Origin of the sequence: Paenibacillus lentus, from assembly GCF_042714055.1 — a bacterium.
Classification (GTDB): domain Bacteria; phylum Bacillota; class Bacilli; order Paenibacillales; family Paenibacillaceae; genus Fontibacillus; species Fontibacillus lentus_A.
In genome coordinates this window covers 107,793-124,447 of the sequence record NZ_JBHGVC010000001.1, presented here as the reverse complement: position 1 = coordinate 124,447, position 16,655 = coordinate 107,793, and the positions used below count along the sequence as shown (strand labels likewise).

Below are 16,655 nucleotides of genomic sequence, written 5' to 3'. Positions count from 1 at the left end.
GCGCCAATATTAAACGTATGAAATCTCAACTCCCGGCATGCGTATAATAATCAAATATGAGTTGCTTAGTCCTCGAAAAAAAAGAATCCGCAGAAAATGCGGATTCTGCGGATTCTTCACCTGATCTATACCCACTTATCGTTGTTTTGCCTATACTTTCCTAGAATAGCTGCATTATATGGCTCCTGCCGCGCCCTGGAATTGCGCCCCATGCAGTCGGCTGTATACACCTCGTTCTGCCAGCAAATCCTCATGCGTTCCCTGCTCGGCAATGCCTTCCTCGGTCACGACGACGATGCGATCGGCATTCTTGATCGTTGCCAGGCGGTGAGCGATGACGAGCGTCGTCCGTCCTTGGGACAGCTCGGCCAGCGATTGCTGGATGACCAGCTCCGTCTCCGTATCCAATGCGGAGGTAGCCTCATCCAGAATAAGAATCGGCGGATTCTTGAGGAACATGCGCGCGATGGCCAACCGCTGCTTCTGCCCGCCCGACAGCTTCACGCCCCGTTCACCAATCACCGTCTCCATCCCTTCGGGCTGGGTGCGGATGAATTCGTCAAGACGGGCCCTACGCGCCGCCTCCCAAATTTCCTCCTCCGCAGCATGAAGCTTGCCGTACAAAATATTTTCACGAATCGTACCTGCGAATAAGTATACATCCTGCTGCACGATGCCGATTTGATGACGGAGCGACTGCATCTTAATATCCCGGATATCGATGCCATCGATCGTGATCGCGCCCGCCTCCACCTCGTAAAAACGAGGCAGCAAGCTGCATAATGTCGTTTTTCCCGCACCGGAAGGGCCAACGAAAGCCACGGTCTCTCCCTGACGTATCGTTAGGTCGATATTGCTTAGCACGGTCGACTCACTATCATAGCCGAAGGATACTCCCTCAAAACGAATCTCTTTTTGCAGCTCGCCGATCTCAACCGCGTCTGGTTTATCTGCAATATCCGGCTCGGTGTCCAGCAGCTCGATGTAACGTTTGAACCCGGCAAAGCCTTGCGGGTAGCTCTCGATAATCGCATTGATTTTCTCAATCGGCCGGAAGAAGACGTTCGTCAGCAGCAGGAAACCGATAAATTCGCCATAAGACAATTGCCCGCGGATGACGAACCAGGTGCCGCATACCATAACGAACAACGTAACTAAGCGCATCATCATATAACTGATGGCCCCGTTCTTGGCAATCAGCTTATACGAGAGCAATTTCGTGAGACGGAAACGACCGTTATTCACAGCGAATCTTTCCTTCTCATGCTCCTCGTTCGCAAACGCCTGAACAACGCGGATACCGCCTACATTATCCTCTACGCGAGCGTTAAAATCGCCTACATCGGTAAACAGCTGGTGAATCGCTTTGGTCATTTTTCCGTTAAAGTAGACGACCAGCCAAATAATGACGGGTACGGCAATGAAAGTTATCACAGCCAGCTTCCAATTGATAAACAACATGAGCGTGAACGAGCCGGCCAGCGTCATAACCGCGATGAAGAGATCCTCAGGGCCATGATGGGCCATCTCGCCGATCTGCATCATATCATTCGTCAGCCTTGACATCAGGTGGCCTGTCTTTGTGTTGTCGAAAAAGCGGAAGGACAATTTCTGGATATGTTCAAACAGCTTTTTGCGCATATCGGTCTCAATGTTAATCCCCAGCATATGCCCCCAGTAATTGACGATATACAGCAGCACGGTATTCAAAAAATATAACACCAGCAGCCCCAGCGATGCCCATACAATAAGATTCCACTCTTCATTCGGCAATAGATCGTCCACAAAGCGGTTTACGACCAGCGGAAATCCCAGCTCCAGCAAACCAGCGATCAGCGCACAGCCGAAATCAAGCAGGAATAATCCCTTATAGGGCCGATAGTAAGCGAAAAAACGGCGAATCATCATATTCATTGCGCTATTTCCAGCCCCTTTTCTAATAAATTCAATAATGACAGTATTAACTTGACTCCATTCCGGCCAGCATGTCAGCATTCCTCTAGGCTAAAGCGTTCAGTACATCGTTCATTTTGCGGTGATGAGACAGAACGCCGTAATTCATCCAGGCCATAAAATCAACCTCATAGACACACCCATTCTTGACGGCTTCAAGGGCTCGCCACGTTGGCGAATCCAGGATAGCCCTCTCCTCTCCTTCATAGATGGAATGGCGCTTGTCAAACGCAATGAACAGATGATCGGAATCAAGCAATTGCAGCTCGTCCAGCGGCAACACCGCGTTCCTCTGCCGATTCGTGAATTGCTCGACGAAGGCAGGCGGCTTCAAACCTAAATCCCCGTACAATATGGGACCTGTATAACCCTGCTGCGGGCCCGCATACAGACTGATAGCAAGAGCCGATATGCGCAAGCAAGCTACGGTCTGACTGCGAGCGGAGCGTTTGAGCAATTTTCTTGCTTCATTGGCCTTAGCCCTGTATTGTGCAATCACATCATCCACGATATCTGTCTTTCCGAGAAGCTCAGCCGTCTTTCTTAGCGTCATACGCCAATCCTCTCCGGGATGCAGGAGCAGATATGTAGGGGCAAACTGCCCGAGTGCATCATTTGAAATCCAGCGCTCAAAGCCTCTGTCCAGCATAATGAAATCCGGCTTAAACTGGGAGAATGTTTCCACGCCTTCAGCGGCAATATCGAATACTGGGACATCGTCTAATTGCAGATAGTCTTGCTTTCCCCATTTCGCATGGAAGCTTTGCACCGCGGGCGTAATCCCGAGCGCCACCAGGAAATCCTCGAGAAAGAGCCCCGTCATATCCTTGAACATACGCGTATAACTCCACCTTGCTACCTGGGCCAGCCCGGCCAGCTGCTCCACCGTCCAGGTGCTCTGGTAGTGCTGCTGAAGATGTTCGATCGAGCGCTTTACGGCAGTGCGTATATCGTCATTGTTCATCCCAGAGAGGTTCTGTTGGAAAATAAATCGCAGCAGTTCCTGGAAACGTGCGTGATTTGCAAATGACTCCATCTCATCGGTAGCATACCGATGTTCGTATATTTTTTCAACATAACTCATGCATTCCGAGAATGGATGGCATAGCACCTCACCCGAGCAAGGAACCAGCCCGCTTCCCATGGATGCAGACAAGTAGGCCGCCCGTACTTCAGAACTATCCATTGCACATGTGCATGTGCTATTCGGCCCGGTCAATCGCCAGCCTTCGAACGATAATTGATAGTAAGACAGACCATCATGTCCAGCTTGAATCGTCATAGTGGTAGCGGGAGAAGCAATAAAGCACTTGCCTCGCATTAAATTATACTTGTTTCCATCGATCACCGCTAAGCCGTCTCCACTATCAAACAAAAGCATGCTGTAGCCGCTGCTCAGCGCGTTCCCTTCCTCTTGCTGCCAATCAGCAGCCCGGTCGTGATACTGAATATCCTTCAATATATAAATAGAAGCGGGACAGGCGACCTTGTTTTCTGCTTGATCCTTCATTGTCATCTACCTCAATCCAATACTTGATTCATGAATGTGTCTTGGACAACTCTCAAATCGTAGAAAAAGAAAGCTATTCAACTTCCGTTGAAAAGCTCTCTGCAACTAGAGTGTGATGAATCTGCTTATTAAGCTACTTTATTTAATGAACCATTTCAATAAATCATCGATTTTCATCATATTGGCCGTAATGGCGCCGGATTGCCAGTGCGTTCTTTCGGCCGAATAGACCTGGCCCTTCTTCACCGCAGGAACCGATTTCCACAGCGGGCTCTCCAGCAGCTTCACCGCTTCTTGATTCTCTTCAGAGGTCCATGTTCCGTTAGATGGGAAAATAATGATGTGTTCGGCGTCCAGTTCGGGAATGACCTCCTCCGACAAAACCGTTTGAAATTCCTTCATGTCCCTGGCAAAAGGATGAGGGGTCAGTCCAAGCCCCTTATAAATATTACCGGTATATCTATTCTCGATGCCGAAGAGGGTAAGCGTCTTGTCCCCTACATTTAAACGGAGCACGGCAACAGTCTCATCTCCTGTCGCTTTTTCCAATTTAGCCTTTGCGTTGGCAACATTTTGCTCATATTGGCTGATGACGCTCTCTGCTTTTTCAGGTATACCTAGTACATCGGCAATCGTACGAAGAATTTCTCGCGGATTCTGAAGAATCCCCTCCTGCAGACGATAAGTCGGCGCCACCTTGGAATATAATTCGTACTGTGCCGCATCGACCGCACCATCAACAAGATTAAATCCGGGCTTGCCTCAAGGAGTGCCTCCATGCTGCCCGTAATATCGAACGTTGGAACATCCAGCGCTAAATAATCCTGTTTTCCCCAGTTAGGATGATACCATTGCACTACGGGGGTAATCTCAAGAGCCGTTAAATAATCCTCTAAATAGATGGCAGCCACTCGCTGCGCCTTGACCGGGATTTCCACTTCCCCGAACTCGTCCCGGACGATTCGCGTACCGCTTGCTTCAACCGCCGCTTTATTCCCATTCCAGGAAGTATCCTTATTTTGCGTGCTTTGCCCATTCTGGCTGGACTGCGACTCTTTCGACGACTTCCCTGATGATTCGCTTATCCTTATCACGACTAGCCTTCTGGAGCAGTCACTAATGCAAAACGAACCGCCCGGCTGATTAATGCAGGCAGCACCGAAATATGGCTCTCTCCAGCAAATTCGCAATACTCCACCCGTAAACCTCGTTCAGCCAGCACCGACAAACGCTCTGCCAGCCCACACGCATTCTCAACCATTCGGCTGGGATGGTGCTGCTCCAGCTCCCCTGCCGTGATCATCAGATTGAGCTTCATGCCGTCCGTCGGCTCATTTCCTTGTGCCATGCGGGACACGAACCTCAACTCCGCTTCGGTCATGAACTCCTTATTCCAATGGATGGAGGGGCTGCCCGCAACATAGCTCTGAAACATATCCGGATAGTTGAATAGGGTCTGCAATACAAATAGTCCGCCCAAAGAATGGCCTAAAACAGTCTGTCTGCTGCGATCAATAGGAAATTTACGTTCGATTTCCGGCTTTAAATCCTGTTGAATAAATGTGGTGAACGCATCCACGCCGCCCAGTTCAGGCCATGGCATGCCCTTCGGTTCTTTGATCAGCTTATCGGGAGGAGTCGGCATCGTATAATCATAATAGCGCGCAGGGTCAAACAATAAATCCGACGGATAACCGATGCCGATGACCACGGCGGGGGATACGCCGGTCTTCTTCCGCATGCGCGACTGTGCGCGTACCGCATCTACCATGGTCGCGAACAAAGCGTTTCCGTCGAGCAGATAGACGACCGGATACCCCTCGGGAGGCGGAGCCTCGGTCGGCTTAGCCGCGAAAATACGATACTCTCGGTTCGTAGTGCTCGACCGCATATCCCAAAACTGCGAGTTTGATAACGTAAATGGTTGAATCTTAGGTTCCAAGGTAACCAATCCCCTCTTTATTTTTGCACGGCTACTGCTCTTCTCATTTAGAATTCAGGAATTTGTTCTTCCTTTCGCTCTATAGAGCAGAAATATAAAATAAGGCACGCCAATAATCGCTATAACGACGCCTATCGGCAATTCCGATGGAGTAAATACTGTTTTGCCGATATAATCCGACATCGTCACAAGCAGCGCCCCTACGACGCTGCAAACCGGGAGCATATGCCGATGAGCATGCCCGACAAGACGTCTGGCGATATGCGGGGCCATTAGCCCGACAAAGCCGATTCCGCCCGACACGGACACACAGGCGCTTACGATGCCAATACTGCCCAATAAGAGCATGGCTTTCTCTTTTTCCGAGGCAACCCCCACGCTGATTTGGCTGTCTTCATCCAATTGAAACAAATCGAGAATGTACGACTTCGATGCGATCAACGGAATGAGGATCACGAGCCAAGGGAGCGTGGAAACGATATATTTCCAGTTCGCGTTATAGATGCTGCCCATATTCCATACGGCGGCCATTTCAAAATCGCCCGGGTTCATTTTTAAAGTCAAATACAGCGAAACAGCGCTCAATCCCGAGCCGATAGCGATACCTGTTAGCAGCAGCCGCTGCGACTCCAGCCTGCCGTTCTTCCAAGAGAAGATGTAAATGAGTATTGCGGCAATGAGCCCTCCCATCAGCCCAAACAGCGGCATAGCAAGGATCGACAGCCAGCCGTCGCTGCGAATTTGTCCTTGATAGAAAAAGAGGAATATCACCATCGCTGCACCCGCACCGGAATTTATCCCCAAAATGCCGGGATCCGCTAATCCGTTTCGGGTAATGCTCTGAATGACAGCCCCCGCCATGCCTAACCCTGCGCCTACGAGCAATGCGATAACGATTCGCGGTAATCGAAATTCGAAAATGACCAAATCATGATCCGGCTGCGGCTGAATGCGCAGCAGCGTCCGGATGACGTCACCAATGCCTATGTCAAAGGTGCCGTTCGTTAGGCTGATATATGAAGTAACTAGAATCAGGGCAAGCCCGCTGATTAGGATCAGTACAAAACGCCGATTCGTCGGTTTATGCACGCTTTCCATCCCCCCTGGATCGAATTAAGTAGAGGAAAAAAGGAACGCCAAGCAGGGATGTCACGACTCCGATCGGCATTTCGTAGGGATAATTTAAAAATCGGCTCAGAACATCGCAGAGAGCCAGGAACAGTGCTCCGACGATGCCGGAGCAGGGAATGATCCATTTGTAATTTACACCGGTCAGGAAACGAACGATGTGCGGGACGATTAAGCCGACAAATCCGATTTTACCCGCTAGTGCAACCGAAATTCCCGTCAGAATGACGACCGTCAGCATCGTCGCAAACTTGATGAGCTTCGTTTTTTGCCCCAGGCTCAGGGCAATTTCTTCTCCTAGGCTTAGTACCGTAATTGACTTTGACAGCCAAACGGCCAGCGCAATGCCTATGATGGCGAATGGAATCGCCAGCTTGATCAGCTCTGGATTCAATTGATGCAGCCGTGCATTATACCAAAAGCTGATGTTTTGCGATACTTGGAAATAGGCGGCGATCGCCGCGGACATACTGCTTAAAAACGTGCCGATAATCGTGCCCAGAATCGCCATCCGTACCGGCGATAATCCGCCGGGCAGCAGCGCTGCAAGCCCAAAAACAATTACGATGCTGAATGCCGATCCGACAAAAGAATATGCAATCATTTCCATGGAGGATGAATCCGGCATAAATACCATGCAGAGCGTGATGGCAAATGCCGAACCGTCGGAAACGCCCATAATGGAAGGGGATGCAAGATAGTTTCTTGTCATCCCCTGCATTAAGGCCCCGGATATGGCCAGGAAAGCTCCGATGAGCAAAGCGCCGACGACTCTAGGCAATCTGGAATGGATAATAATTTGATGATTCACATTTCCTGCATCGAATTGAAGCAGCGCATCGCGGATCGTGCTTACCTCGATATTTTTCGCGCCGTACAGCACGGATAACAGAATTGTAAGCACGATCAGGATCGGCGAGCTCCATAGGATCAGAACAGTCGCGGAATGCCTTGCTCGCATATCGATGGCTCACTTCGCTTCAACTAATTTACTGTTCTTCACGGCTTCCAGAAAAGCAATTTTGCTGTAGGCCGTCCCGCCCTGAGCGATAGGATCCACGATATTCACGAATAGGTTCTCATTCTTAACGGCGTTAATGCTGCTCCAAATCGGATTGCTCTGCAATTCCTCCAGCGCTTTCGGCGTATCCTTATTCTCTGCTTCCGAGAATTGGACGAACAGATAGTCCGGGTTCATCTCGGACAGCTTCTCCAGCGAAATGATTTGCTGTGCCTTCGCCTGCTTCACTTCCTCCGGCACGCTTGCTCCCAGATCTTCATAAATCGATGGATTGAAGAAGACGTTCTCCGGATAAATGGCTATGCTGCCGGAACGAAGTCTTACGATCAGTACCTTTTTATCCTGCAAGGTTGGGCCGATCTTCTCCTTCAATTCAGCTGCTTCCTTCCGGTATTTATCCAGCACCTGCTTGGCTTGCTCTTCCTTGCCGGTTAGCTCTGCGAGCAGGTTCAAATTCGCTTCCCAGTCTGTAGAAATATGGGATACAGGGATCGTAGTGCTCACTTTGCCCAGCTTCTCTATCGTTTCGGCCGGAAACTTGGTGCTGGCCAAGATGACATCCGGAGCCAGCTTTAGAATCGTCTCCACGTTTGGCTGCGTCTTCTCCCCAATCGAGACTGCGCCTTCCGTGATGTCCGCAAATAACGGCTCGAACGAACCGCCGGAGGTCATCGCGCCAGTCGGTTTAACTTCAAGCACAAGGGCATCCTCCATCGATTCTACCGACCCGGTGATCACGATTTTGTCCACCTGAGCTGGAACCGTGTATTCTTGGCCTAAATATTGGATCGTTCTGATCTCAGCTGTGGCATTCCCGTTATTGGCTGAGGCATCCCCTTCGGAAACAGAGTTCTGCGTTTGCTGATTGGCCGAGCTTGCGTTCGCGGGCTTGGCCTCTTCTTTTGTACCGCACGCGGTTAAACCAAGCATCACCGCCAGCGTCAAAGCGAATATCGTTTGTTTCTTAAACATGTTTTGCTCTCCCCTCATCCTGTCATCCTTGAGATTCCATCTGTTATCACCGATAATCATTCTCAATTACAGATTATAGGCTGTCTTTTCCGAATAGAACATGGACTAAATCCAGATTCATTTAGGATGATATCCATACATGTGAAGAATTAGACGTCAATCGCGTGGTGACAAAAAAGGCGGGATCATCGTCCCCCAAGGATCAGAGTCGCTGGTCAACACATCGTGATCGGCTTCGGAATATGCTAAATCATGGATCACCAAAAAAAGCTGCTGCCCAGTGGGCAGCAGCTTTTTGGAGTGATTTCCGTATAAATATATTATTTCAAAATACTCTCCACAACATCATCTATAATTTGCCCATTCGCAATGACGCCGGTATACAGCCAGCTCGATTCATTATCAAACTCATAGATCTGACCGTTCTTTACCGCCGGAAGCCCGGCCCAGATCGGATCGGCGAGCAGCTCTTCCATCGACACTCCGGGGCTGACAATAAAAATGTAGTCGGCATCCAGCTCCGCCAGCTTTTCCGCCGAGATCGGGTTCCAATTCGCTTCAGCCGAAGCCGATATATCCTGTACGACGGCTGGCACTTTTATTCCCAAATCGCGATACAAAACATCTCCGCTGGAAAGTTTCTCATGAACGACGTACGTGTTCTTGCCCATTGGCCACAAAACTGCCGCTGATTTTTCTCCGATGGCGGTTTGAAGCTTCTCCCGTGCCTCCTTGGCTTTCGCATCGTAGTCAGCCAGGGCTTTGTTTGCTTCTTCAGTCTTGTTCAGTACTTCACCAACGACTAACAGCTCTTCTCGCCAATCGTTGTTTTGCTCCGTTCCAACCGAGTATGTAGGAGCAATTTTCGAGTACTGCTCATATTTGTCGCCGGCTACCATCTCAGCGCTATCCATAATGATCAAATCCGGCTGAAAGCTCATCACCGTTTCATAAGGAAGCTCGGACGGAATCGTCGGTACATCCTGCAATTCATACTGCAAATAGTTCTGCACTGTCTTCCTTTTAGCCACAGACCACTGAGCCACAGGCTTGACGCCCAGGGCAACGAGATGATCCTCCAGATAAGAAGCGATGATCCGCTCGGGATTAACCGGAACCTTCACTTCATGGCCTATTGAATCTGTAAGCAGACGCACTGTCGGCTGTGATCCTGCGGCTTGCTTCTCGCCGGAAGCTGTATTTGCATTCTCGCTTGCGCTGCCGTTCGTATTGGCCGGACTTGACTCCCCTGAACATGCACTCAGCAACAAGGTCAGACTTAATAAAATTACTGCTACGATACCGTATTTTGGGTTTCTGTCTCTGTTTCTCTTCACTCCTAGATCTCCTCACTGTATAATTGATAATGATAATTATTTTCAATAATAACAGTATAACCTCTGTCTAGAAGAGAAACAATAAAAATTAATCTCCTTCATACCTGCTTGCTTGAAAGCCCGCTTGGCCCGACTTTTCTTCAAGGAACACGCGCTGTGCGGGATAAGCCAGCTTGATTCCTTCCTCCTCTAAAATTTGCATAATGGCCAGGTTTATTTCCTGCCACACCGTCAAATACTCGGCCCAAACCGTTGTTTTCGTGAAAAAATACATAAATATGCCTAAGCTGCTCTCGTTAAAATCCCTGAATTTTACCATGATCGTCTTCTGATGAATGGCTTCATGGGCAATCAGCATGTTCTCGATTCTCGTGACGGCAGTCTGCAGGCGTTCCCGATCCGAGTCCAAGGCAACCCCTAAAGTAAACGAAACTCTTCTTCTCTCCATCTTGCTCCAATTCGTAATCGGCTGAGCAGCCAGCGTAGCATTCGGCACAATGACCAGCGCATCCGCGAAGGTGCGGATTTGCGTGCTGCGGAACGTAATATCCTCCACCATGCCCTCGACATCCGGCGTCAAGATCCAGTCTCCCTTGGAAAAGGGCTTCTCAAGAATTATGACCACGCCGCCAAAAATGTTTCCCAGCGTATCCTTCGCCGCCAAGGCCACAGCAAGGCTGCCCAGCCCCATGCCTGCTACGACCCCGTTGATGCTAAAGCCCCATTCCGCGCCAACCAGCGTTATAATGAGAACAACAACAATAAATCGAATCAGCTTGGACAAGAAGGGAATCATCATGCTCGTCTCATCCAAGCCGAACCTTTTGCTGATCGCCTCCAGTACGGAGGAGGACGAAGCGGATACATTATAAACGCCCCAGCCTGCTAATATAACGGACGCACTGCGGTACAGGCGGTCGATAGAAATATTTATGCTCCATGGTGAAGGCAGCAAATACTTGATTGCAAGATATAATCCCGTTACGCTAAAGAAGATGCGCAGCGGTCTCTCGAAGCCCTTCAGCCACATCGCGGCGTGCTCGGCTCGAGTGAGCTTCTGCACGACAATGGCGAAGAAGTATTTCGTAAACAGCTTGCGAAACAACCAGAACATAGTTACGATCCCCAGAGCAACGAGCAGTTCAATCCAGCTGACGCGTTCCGACAATTTGACAATCCAATCCATAATTCTCATCTGTCGACTCCTCTGATCAAAAAAAGTAAAGTACCCGAATTATTGTGTATTTCCCTTTATTATTGTTCTTTTGGCCTTCTTAATAATTCGTGCGGTGGCTTTTGTATCAGACGTTTCTGACCATTCCTCACACAGACTGAGCACCCATTCTGGCTGAGTTTTGCTAGCATCATTTAACCAGTTACCTACAGAATCTTGAACATATTTGGATGGATCTGCTTTTAGTAAATGAAGAATAGGAAGAGCTTTAGACGGTTCCTGTTTTAGTGCTTCAATATGCTTTGTCCATACACCACGAGGACGAATAGCCTCTATTGAGAATCTACGAATATTTTCATCATCACTTTTTGCCCATTCCGTTAGCAACTCTACACTCTTATCTATATCTTGCGAAAGATCCTCTCGGATAGACATCCAAGCAATTTCTCGAACACCAAAATGGCGATCCGCAGCAAAAGGGTGGATATACGCTAGATTATCTTCTAATGAACACTTGCGGTTTTTATACATCGTCGCGGCCCAACAGCGAACACTATCCGATACATGATTCGAGAGTTCTCTCGTTATATCTTTCTTTTTTTGATCACGTTCTTCATAGATTACTTTATGCAGCCATTCCCCTGTCAGGCGAATGGCCTTCATTCCCGATTCGGCATTCTGATTCACCATTTCAGACAAAATAAAATCTAATTTATGATTTAGCCCTATAGCTGGCAAAACATTTTTTAATAAAGAAATATGGTTAACAGCCAGCCATTCCGTCAGATTAACGCTCTCTATTCTTCCCTGATTCAATAGCATCAAAACTTCGTCAGGGATGTCACTAATTTTTGTAGCACCTTTCCTATTTAAAATGCCCTCTGTTATAAGCATTTAACGATCCTCCTTAGAATTGGTTTACCCGGCTACCCAAAAGTAAAGCTATATTATAACATAAGAACAACTGCTAAAAAAAACAGCCTTGCCGGTCTTCGCTCAACCGGAAAAGCTGTTCTTGCTATTTATTATTTCCAAATTTCATCCGCAATTTCCTTAATGAATTTAAGTTTGTTCCACTGCTCTTCCTCAGTCAAAATATTGCCCTCTTCGGTGGATGCGAAGCCGCATTGCGGACTGAGGCAAATATGGTCAATGTCCACGTACTCCGTGGCCTCCTTGATTCGGTTGACGATTTCTTCCTTATTCTCAAGCTCGCCTGTTTTGGAGGAGAACAATCCCAACACGACCTGCTGATCCTTCACATATCTCAGCGGCTTAAAGTCTCCCGCCCGGTCGGTATCGAATTCCAAATAATAGCCGTCAATATGATCAATTCCGAACAGATGCTCTGCTACCGGCTCATAGCCGCCGGAGGACGCCCAAGTGGAATGGTAATTACCGCGGCATACATGAGTCGTAATCGTCAGATCGGACGGCAATCCAGCAATGGTCTCCTCGTTTAACCGAGCATACAGCTTGGCGATGTCTGCCACGTTCAAGCCTTCTTTCTGCCTGGCTTCCCAGTAATTTTTATCGCAGAGCATGCCCCAGGTACAATCATCCAACTGCAGACTGCGGCAGCCCTCGTTGTAGAAAGCCAGAATGGCGGCCTTGTAAGCCTTGACGATATCCTGAATCAGCTCCTCTTCATCGCTGTAGATGGATTTCGTTGCTTCAATATTTTCAAAGCGCTGAAGCTCAGCCAAGAACTGGGCTGGAGCCGGGATCGTCTGGCGGGCAATGACATCTTCTCCGCTTACTTCCTTCAGAAATTTAAAGTGATCCACGAATGGGTGAGTGGTGAAGCCGATTTTTCCGGTCAATCGCGCTGTCTCTGCTCTCGTCTCCACACCCTGAAATTGATATCCCTTGTCTACCTCGGCTTTTTCCACGCCATCCAGTCCCCACATGAAATCAAGATGCCACCAGGAACGTCTGAACTCCCCGTCCGTAACGGCTTGAAGACCTACGGATTTCTGCTTCTCCACGAGCTTAATGATCTCCTGATCCTCGACCTGCTTTAGCTCTGCGGAGGAAATTGCTCCATTCGAAAACTTTTCTCTAGCATCTTTCAAGGCTTGGGGACGAAGAAAACTTCCTACCATATCATATCTAAACGGCGTTTCGCTTCTTTGTTTGGCTGCTTCAAGTACACTGCTCATTTTGTCGTCTCCTTTAATGTTCAATTTCAAATCGATTTGTTAAATGATAAGGTACCATGAAACAGCCGTTATAGCGTAACTCTAATTAGCTATAGCTAGCTATAGCCTAGGACTATATCAAGCATAATCTTTAGCCACAGATTCCTTGAGCGCCTCCACATAAGCTGCGCCCAGCTTGGTGAGCGGCATGTTCCGATGCGAGATCCAGCCTACATTAATCGTCTCATCACAGTCGAGGGGGACGGGAATAATATCGCGGCCATTCAAATCGGCGCTAAGCACGCCCGTAGATATCGTGTATCCATTCAAGCCGATCAGCAAGTTAAACAAGGTCGCCCTGTCGTTGACCCGAACCATCTTTTTATGAGATAACGTGCTTAGTATCTCCTCCGAGAAGTGGAACGAGTTGAACTCACCCTGGTCAAAACATAGGAACGGATAATCATCGAGCTGGTCGATGGCCACGATAGTCTGCTTCGCTAAAGGATTTCTCGCGCTGATAAAAATATGCGGCCTAGCTACAAACAAACTGGTAAATTGTAGTCCGGCATCTTCCAGCAGCTTGTTAATGACCTTCGCATTGAATTCATTCAAGTACAGGATGCCGATTTCACTGTACATATGCTTAACATCCTCAATCACCTCGTACGTTTTCGTCTCTCGCAAGGCGAGCTCGTACTCATCATGCCCATATTCATTCACCAGCTTCACAAAGGCGCTCACCGCAAAGGCATAGTGCTGGGCTGATACGGAAAAATGCTGCGGTGAAGGCTTCACGTTTAAATAACGGCTCTCCAGCAGCGCCGCTTGCTCCACGACCTGTCGGGCATAGCTCAAAAACTCGGCTCCGTCCTTGGTCAGCAAAATGCCTTTATTCGTCCGCTCAAAGACTGTAATCTGCAGCTCCTCCTCCAAGTCCTTGATTGCATTGGACAGGCTGGGCTGAGATATGAACAAACGCTTTGCGGCTTCGTTCATCGAGCCGCGCGTCGCCACTTCAATGACGTACTTCAACTGCTGTAGGGTCACCCTTCACGCCTCCTTCTTCTTTTAAATCGTTATGTCTCTGCAACAAACCGACCAGTACGAACTGGTCGGCTCTCATCATTATTATTCTATTTGAAACAAATCATAAATTAGTGACTGCTATGCTTATACTCATCGCTTGCTGCTGCGGCGACGATGCGATTACGACCATTCTTTTTCGCTTCATATAATGAAGCATCTGCTTGAGCTAAAAGCGCCTCGATGTCCAGGGCATGATCGGGATAAACTGCCACTCCGGCCGAGATCGTCACGATTTCTCCGCAAGGACTGATCGTGCTCTCCATTTTCGTCCTCAGTCTCTCCGCCACATGTATCGCTTCCTGCTGCTTCATTCCGGGCAAAAGCATAACGAATTCTTCTCCGCCATATCGGCAGCAAATATGATGAGGCTCCGCCGACTCGACCATCTGTATGGCTAGAAATTGCAGCACATGATCGCCAGCAGCATGTCCGTATGTGTCATTGACCCGCTTGAAATGATCGATATCCAGCAAAATCAAAGAGAATGGCGTCTCATCATTTAGCCATTTCTCCATATGTTCATCCATCCCCCGACGATTCGTCAGCTTCGTTAATGGATCCGTCTTCGACTGATGGTTTGAATAATTAATGCGATTATGAAGAAATGCCAAGCTATGAACAAGCGACTTCTTCAACTGAATTACTTCGTAATACCAGGCAGATATTTTTGCGATATGCTTTTCCTGATTTTTTTCCGTGCTATTCTCGGTATAATAGGCTAATTTGTGCAGCGGAAGAGCTATTTTATCGGACAGCCAGAGGATAAAGATTAGCGATACGAACAAGAATGGAAATGAAGTGACAACCATCTTCCGCAGCATATCCTTCGCTGGCGCTAATGTTATCTCGGTCTCCCGCTGCGAGACCACGCCCCAATCTGCTGTGGGAATAGAAGCGTAACCTGCCAGCATGTCCTTGTTCTGCGTATTGATCACTCGTTCAGCCCCGCTCTGCCCTTTCATGAGCTTTTGGACGACCGGGTTCTTGGATACGACGTCATTGACACGGCTTTGATCCTGATGATAGATAATACGCCCGCCCTCATCTACCACGAAAACATAGGAGCCGTCTTTATAAAAATGCTCGCCCAATATCTCATTGAGAATATTCTTTTCCTTCAGGTAAATCGTCCCGCCAACCATCCCTAAATATTCATCATACTGATCAAAGACCGGATATGAAATAAAAATAATCAGGCGTCCGGTAATCCCCGTATAGGGCTTGGAAATGAACGGCCTTCGCTCTTCAAGCGCATCCTTACTGGCAGGAGAAGTCAGCATTTTGCCTTTAAGATCAAGCGACTGCGGGGATGTTGCCAAAACTTTACCTTCCGCATTCGCAATCACTACTGAATTGAATGTTCGTGTCTGCAGCTTGAGGCGATCCGCTTCCCGAAGCAGCGCATTCTCATCGTTTATGATTAAAGCAATTTCCGAGGCGCTCACGCTCAAGGTTTGTATCGTCGTTTGCAGGAAGCTGTCCGTCGTCTTTGCCAGCTTCTCCGCATACATCCGGTTCGTCTCCAGGGTGTTTGCGAGCAATGTTTGCTTGTTGGTATCATAACCGCTTAACAAGCTGCTAATCAGCGTTAATATAAAAGATAATAGAGCTACACATACGATTAAATGCCGCAGTGACAGTTTCATTCTTTTCATTCGCGAGTCTCCCATTCAACAGATGTAGGCAAAAAGAATGCAGCTCTTTTTTGAGAAAAACAGAGGTGTTCTTTGTAGATTAAAATATTTTAAAAATTGTCTAATCCGTTGAATTTTATCACATTTAAGAATGCTTTTAAACTGTGTTTTGTAGATAATTCAGCCGTTTTTCCATTAAATCGCGAAGTGAAAATTTAAAAGTCCTTTCCCGCTTGGAAGAAGCAGGAAAGGACTGTTTAAAAAGGATATTTTCCTTGAATTATTTGTTCTCTTGCAGCTTATGGAAGTGCTCAAATAAATAGTCGCAATCCTCGCGAGCCGGCACCTTGACCATATTCAACACGCTCTTGTCCTTGCCTGTCAAATAGTCGCGCAGATGCATGTCGCTGAAGCCGTGCTTGTCGGCATCTTCGGCTGTATTGCAGTAATATACTTCTTTGATGCCCGACCAAATAATCGCGGATACGCACATTGGACAAGGCTCGCAAGTCGCGTAAATAACGCAGTCGGATAAATCCGTTGTACCCAATGCTTTACACGCTTCTCTGATCGCAACCATTTCCGCATGCTGCGAAGGGTCGGTATCGGCCATCACTTTGTTGCCGCATACGGCGATAATTTCATCACCGCGAACGATGGTAGAGCCGAAAGGGCCTCCCATTTTTTTGTCCATCCACTCGATGGTTTTGTCTGCAGCAAGCTTCATGTAATCCATGTTCATACATCCTCTCCA

13 protein-coding genes and 1 pseudogene are annotated in these 16,655 nt (G+C 48.2%); all 14 read right to left on the bottom strand.

Going from position 1 to position 16,655, the window contains the following annotated elements; translation table 11 throughout:
• Positions 1-174: 174 nt before the first annotated feature.
• The 14 genes and pseudogenes from ACE3MQ_RS00545 to ACE3MQ_RS00480 all read right to left on the bottom strand — a co-directional run bounded on the left by ACE3MQ_RS00545 (position 175) and on the right by ACE3MQ_RS00480 (position 16,637).
• Positions 175-1,905 (bottom strand): ABC transporter ATP-binding protein, encoded by a 1,731-nt coding sequence (locus ACE3MQ_RS00545; RefSeq protein WP_379390675.1) that lies wholly within the window; start codon positions 1,903-1,905, stop codon positions 175-177.
• 94 nt (positions 1,906-1,999) lie between these two features.
• Positions 2,000-3,463, bottom strand: a complete 1,464-nt coding sequence (locus tag ACE3MQ_RS00540) for an ABC transporter substrate-binding protein (protein WP_379389520.1) — start codon at positions 3,461-3,463, stop codon at positions 2,000-2,002.
• A 138-nt stretch (positions 3,464-3,601) separates the two neighbouring features.
• Positions 3,602-4,584: pseudogene (locus tag ACE3MQ_RS00535) on the bottom strand (ABC transporter substrate-binding protein).
• Positions 4,560-5,354, bottom strand: coding sequence for an alpha/beta hydrolase (locus ACE3MQ_RS00530; RefSeq protein ID WP_379390673.1), 795 nt, complete (start codon positions 5,352-5,354; stop codon positions 4,560-4,562). The pseudogene ACE3MQ_RS00535 and the gene ACE3MQ_RS00530 overlap by 25 nt, the downstream one beginning before the upstream one ends.
• Positions 5,355-5,459: 105 nt before the next feature.
• Complete coding sequence (locus ACE3MQ_RS00525; protein ID WP_379389518.1) at positions 5,460-6,494, bottom strand: FecCD family ABC transporter permease; 1,035 nt, start codon at positions 6,492-6,494, stop codon at positions 5,460-5,462.
• The gene (locus ACE3MQ_RS00520; protein ID WP_379389516.1) at positions 6,487-7,494 is read right to left on the bottom strand and encodes a FecCD family ABC transporter permease; all 1,008 of its coding nucleotides are present in this window, start codon (positions 7,492-7,494) and stop codon (positions 6,487-6,489) included. The genes ACE3MQ_RS00525 and ACE3MQ_RS00520 overlap by 8 nt, the downstream gene beginning before the upstream one ends.
• 9 nt (positions 7,495-7,503) lie before the next feature.
• Positions 7,504-8,526: an ABC transporter substrate-binding protein gene (locus ACE3MQ_RS00515; protein ID WP_379389514.1), complete on the bottom strand. Its 1,023-nt coding sequence runs from the start codon at positions 8,524-8,526 to the stop codon at positions 7,504-7,506.
• Between the two features lie 320 nt (positions 8,527-8,846).
• Positions 8,847-9,863, bottom strand: coding sequence for an ABC transporter substrate-binding protein (locus tag ACE3MQ_RS00510; RefSeq protein WP_379389512.1), 1,017 nt, complete (start codon positions 9,861-9,863; stop codon positions 8,847-8,849).
• Between the two features lie 88 nt (positions 9,864-9,951).
• Positions 9,952-11,058, bottom strand: coding sequence for a mechanosensitive ion channel family protein (locus ACE3MQ_RS00505; RefSeq protein WP_379389510.1), 1,107 nt, complete (start codon positions 11,056-11,058; stop codon positions 9,952-9,954).
• Between the two features lie 39 nt (positions 11,059-11,097).
• Positions 11,098-11,931, bottom strand: coding sequence for a DNA alkylation repair protein (locus ACE3MQ_RS00500; protein ID WP_379389508.1), 834 nt, complete (start codon positions 11,929-11,931; stop codon positions 11,098-11,100).
• A 131-nt stretch (positions 11,932-12,062) separates the two neighbouring features.
• The gene (locus ACE3MQ_RS00495) at positions 12,063-13,199 is read right to left on the bottom strand and encodes a 5-methyltetrahydropteroyltriglutamate--homocysteine S-methyltransferase (protein ID WP_379389506.1); all 1,137 of its coding nucleotides are present in this window, start codon (positions 13,197-13,199) and stop codon (positions 12,063-12,065) included.
• Between the two features lie 117 nt (positions 13,200-13,316).
• Positions 13,317-14,228 carry a LysR family transcriptional regulator gene (locus ACE3MQ_RS00490; protein ID WP_379389503.1) on the bottom strand — a complete coding sequence of 304 codons (912 nt, stop codon included), beginning with the start codon at positions 14,226-14,228 and terminating at the stop codon, positions 13,317-13,319.
• 107 nt (positions 14,229-14,335) lie between these two features.
• Positions 14,336-15,922 (bottom strand): sensor domain-containing diguanylate cyclase, encoded by a 1,587-nt coding sequence (locus ACE3MQ_RS00485; RefSeq protein ID WP_379389501.1) that lies wholly within the window; start codon positions 15,920-15,922, stop codon positions 14,336-14,338.
• Positions 15,923-16,181: 259 nt separating this feature from the next.
• A complete protein-coding gene (locus tag ACE3MQ_RS00480; protein ID WP_379389499.1) occupies positions 16,182-16,637 on the bottom strand; it encodes a nucleoside deaminase in 456 nt (151 codons plus the stop codon).
• Between the last annotated feature and the right edge of the window lie 18 nt (positions 16,638-16,655).

Bases quoted from the DNA above. Each gene is read 5' to 3' on its own strand.
- ACE3MQ_RS00545 (WP_379390675.1), bottom strand. From the start codon at position 1,905: ATGATTCGCCGTTTTTTCGCTTACTATCGGCCCTATAAGGGATTATTC.
- ACE3MQ_RS00540 (WP_379389520.1), bottom strand. From the start codon at position 3,463: ATGAAGGATCAAGCAGAAAACAAGGTCGCCTGTCCCGCTTCTATTTAT.
- ACE3MQ_RS00530 (WP_379390673.1), bottom strand. From the start codon at position 5,354: ATGCGGTCGAGCACTACGAACCGAGAGTATCGTATTTTCGCGGCTAAG.
- ACE3MQ_RS00520 (WP_379389516.1), bottom strand. From the start codon at position 7,494: ATGCGAGCAAGGCATTCCGCGACTGTTCTGATCCTATGGAGCTCGCCG.
- ACE3MQ_RS00515 (WP_379389514.1), bottom strand. From the start codon at position 8,526: ATGTTTAAGAAACAAACGATATTCGCTTTGACGCTGGCGGTGATGCTT.
- ACE3MQ_RS00505 (WP_379389510.1), bottom strand. From the start codon at position 11,058: ATGAGAATTATGGATTGGATTGTCAAATTGTCGGAACGCGTCAGCTGG.
- ACE3MQ_RS00500 (WP_379389508.1), bottom strand. From the start codon at position 11,931: ATGCTTATAACAGAGGGCATTTTAAATAGGAAAGGTGCTACAAAAATT.
- ACE3MQ_RS00495 (WP_379389506.1), bottom strand. From the start codon at position 13,199: ATGAGCAGTGTACTTGAAGCAGCCAAACAAAGAAGCGAAACGCCGTTT.
- ACE3MQ_RS00485 (WP_379389501.1), bottom strand. From the start codon at position 15,922: ATGAAAAGAATGAAACTGTCACTGCGGCATTTAATCGTATGTGTAGCT.
- ACE3MQ_RS00480 (WP_379389499.1), bottom strand. From the start codon at position 16,637: ATGGATTACATGAAGCTTGCTGCAGACAAAACCATCGAGTGGATGGAC.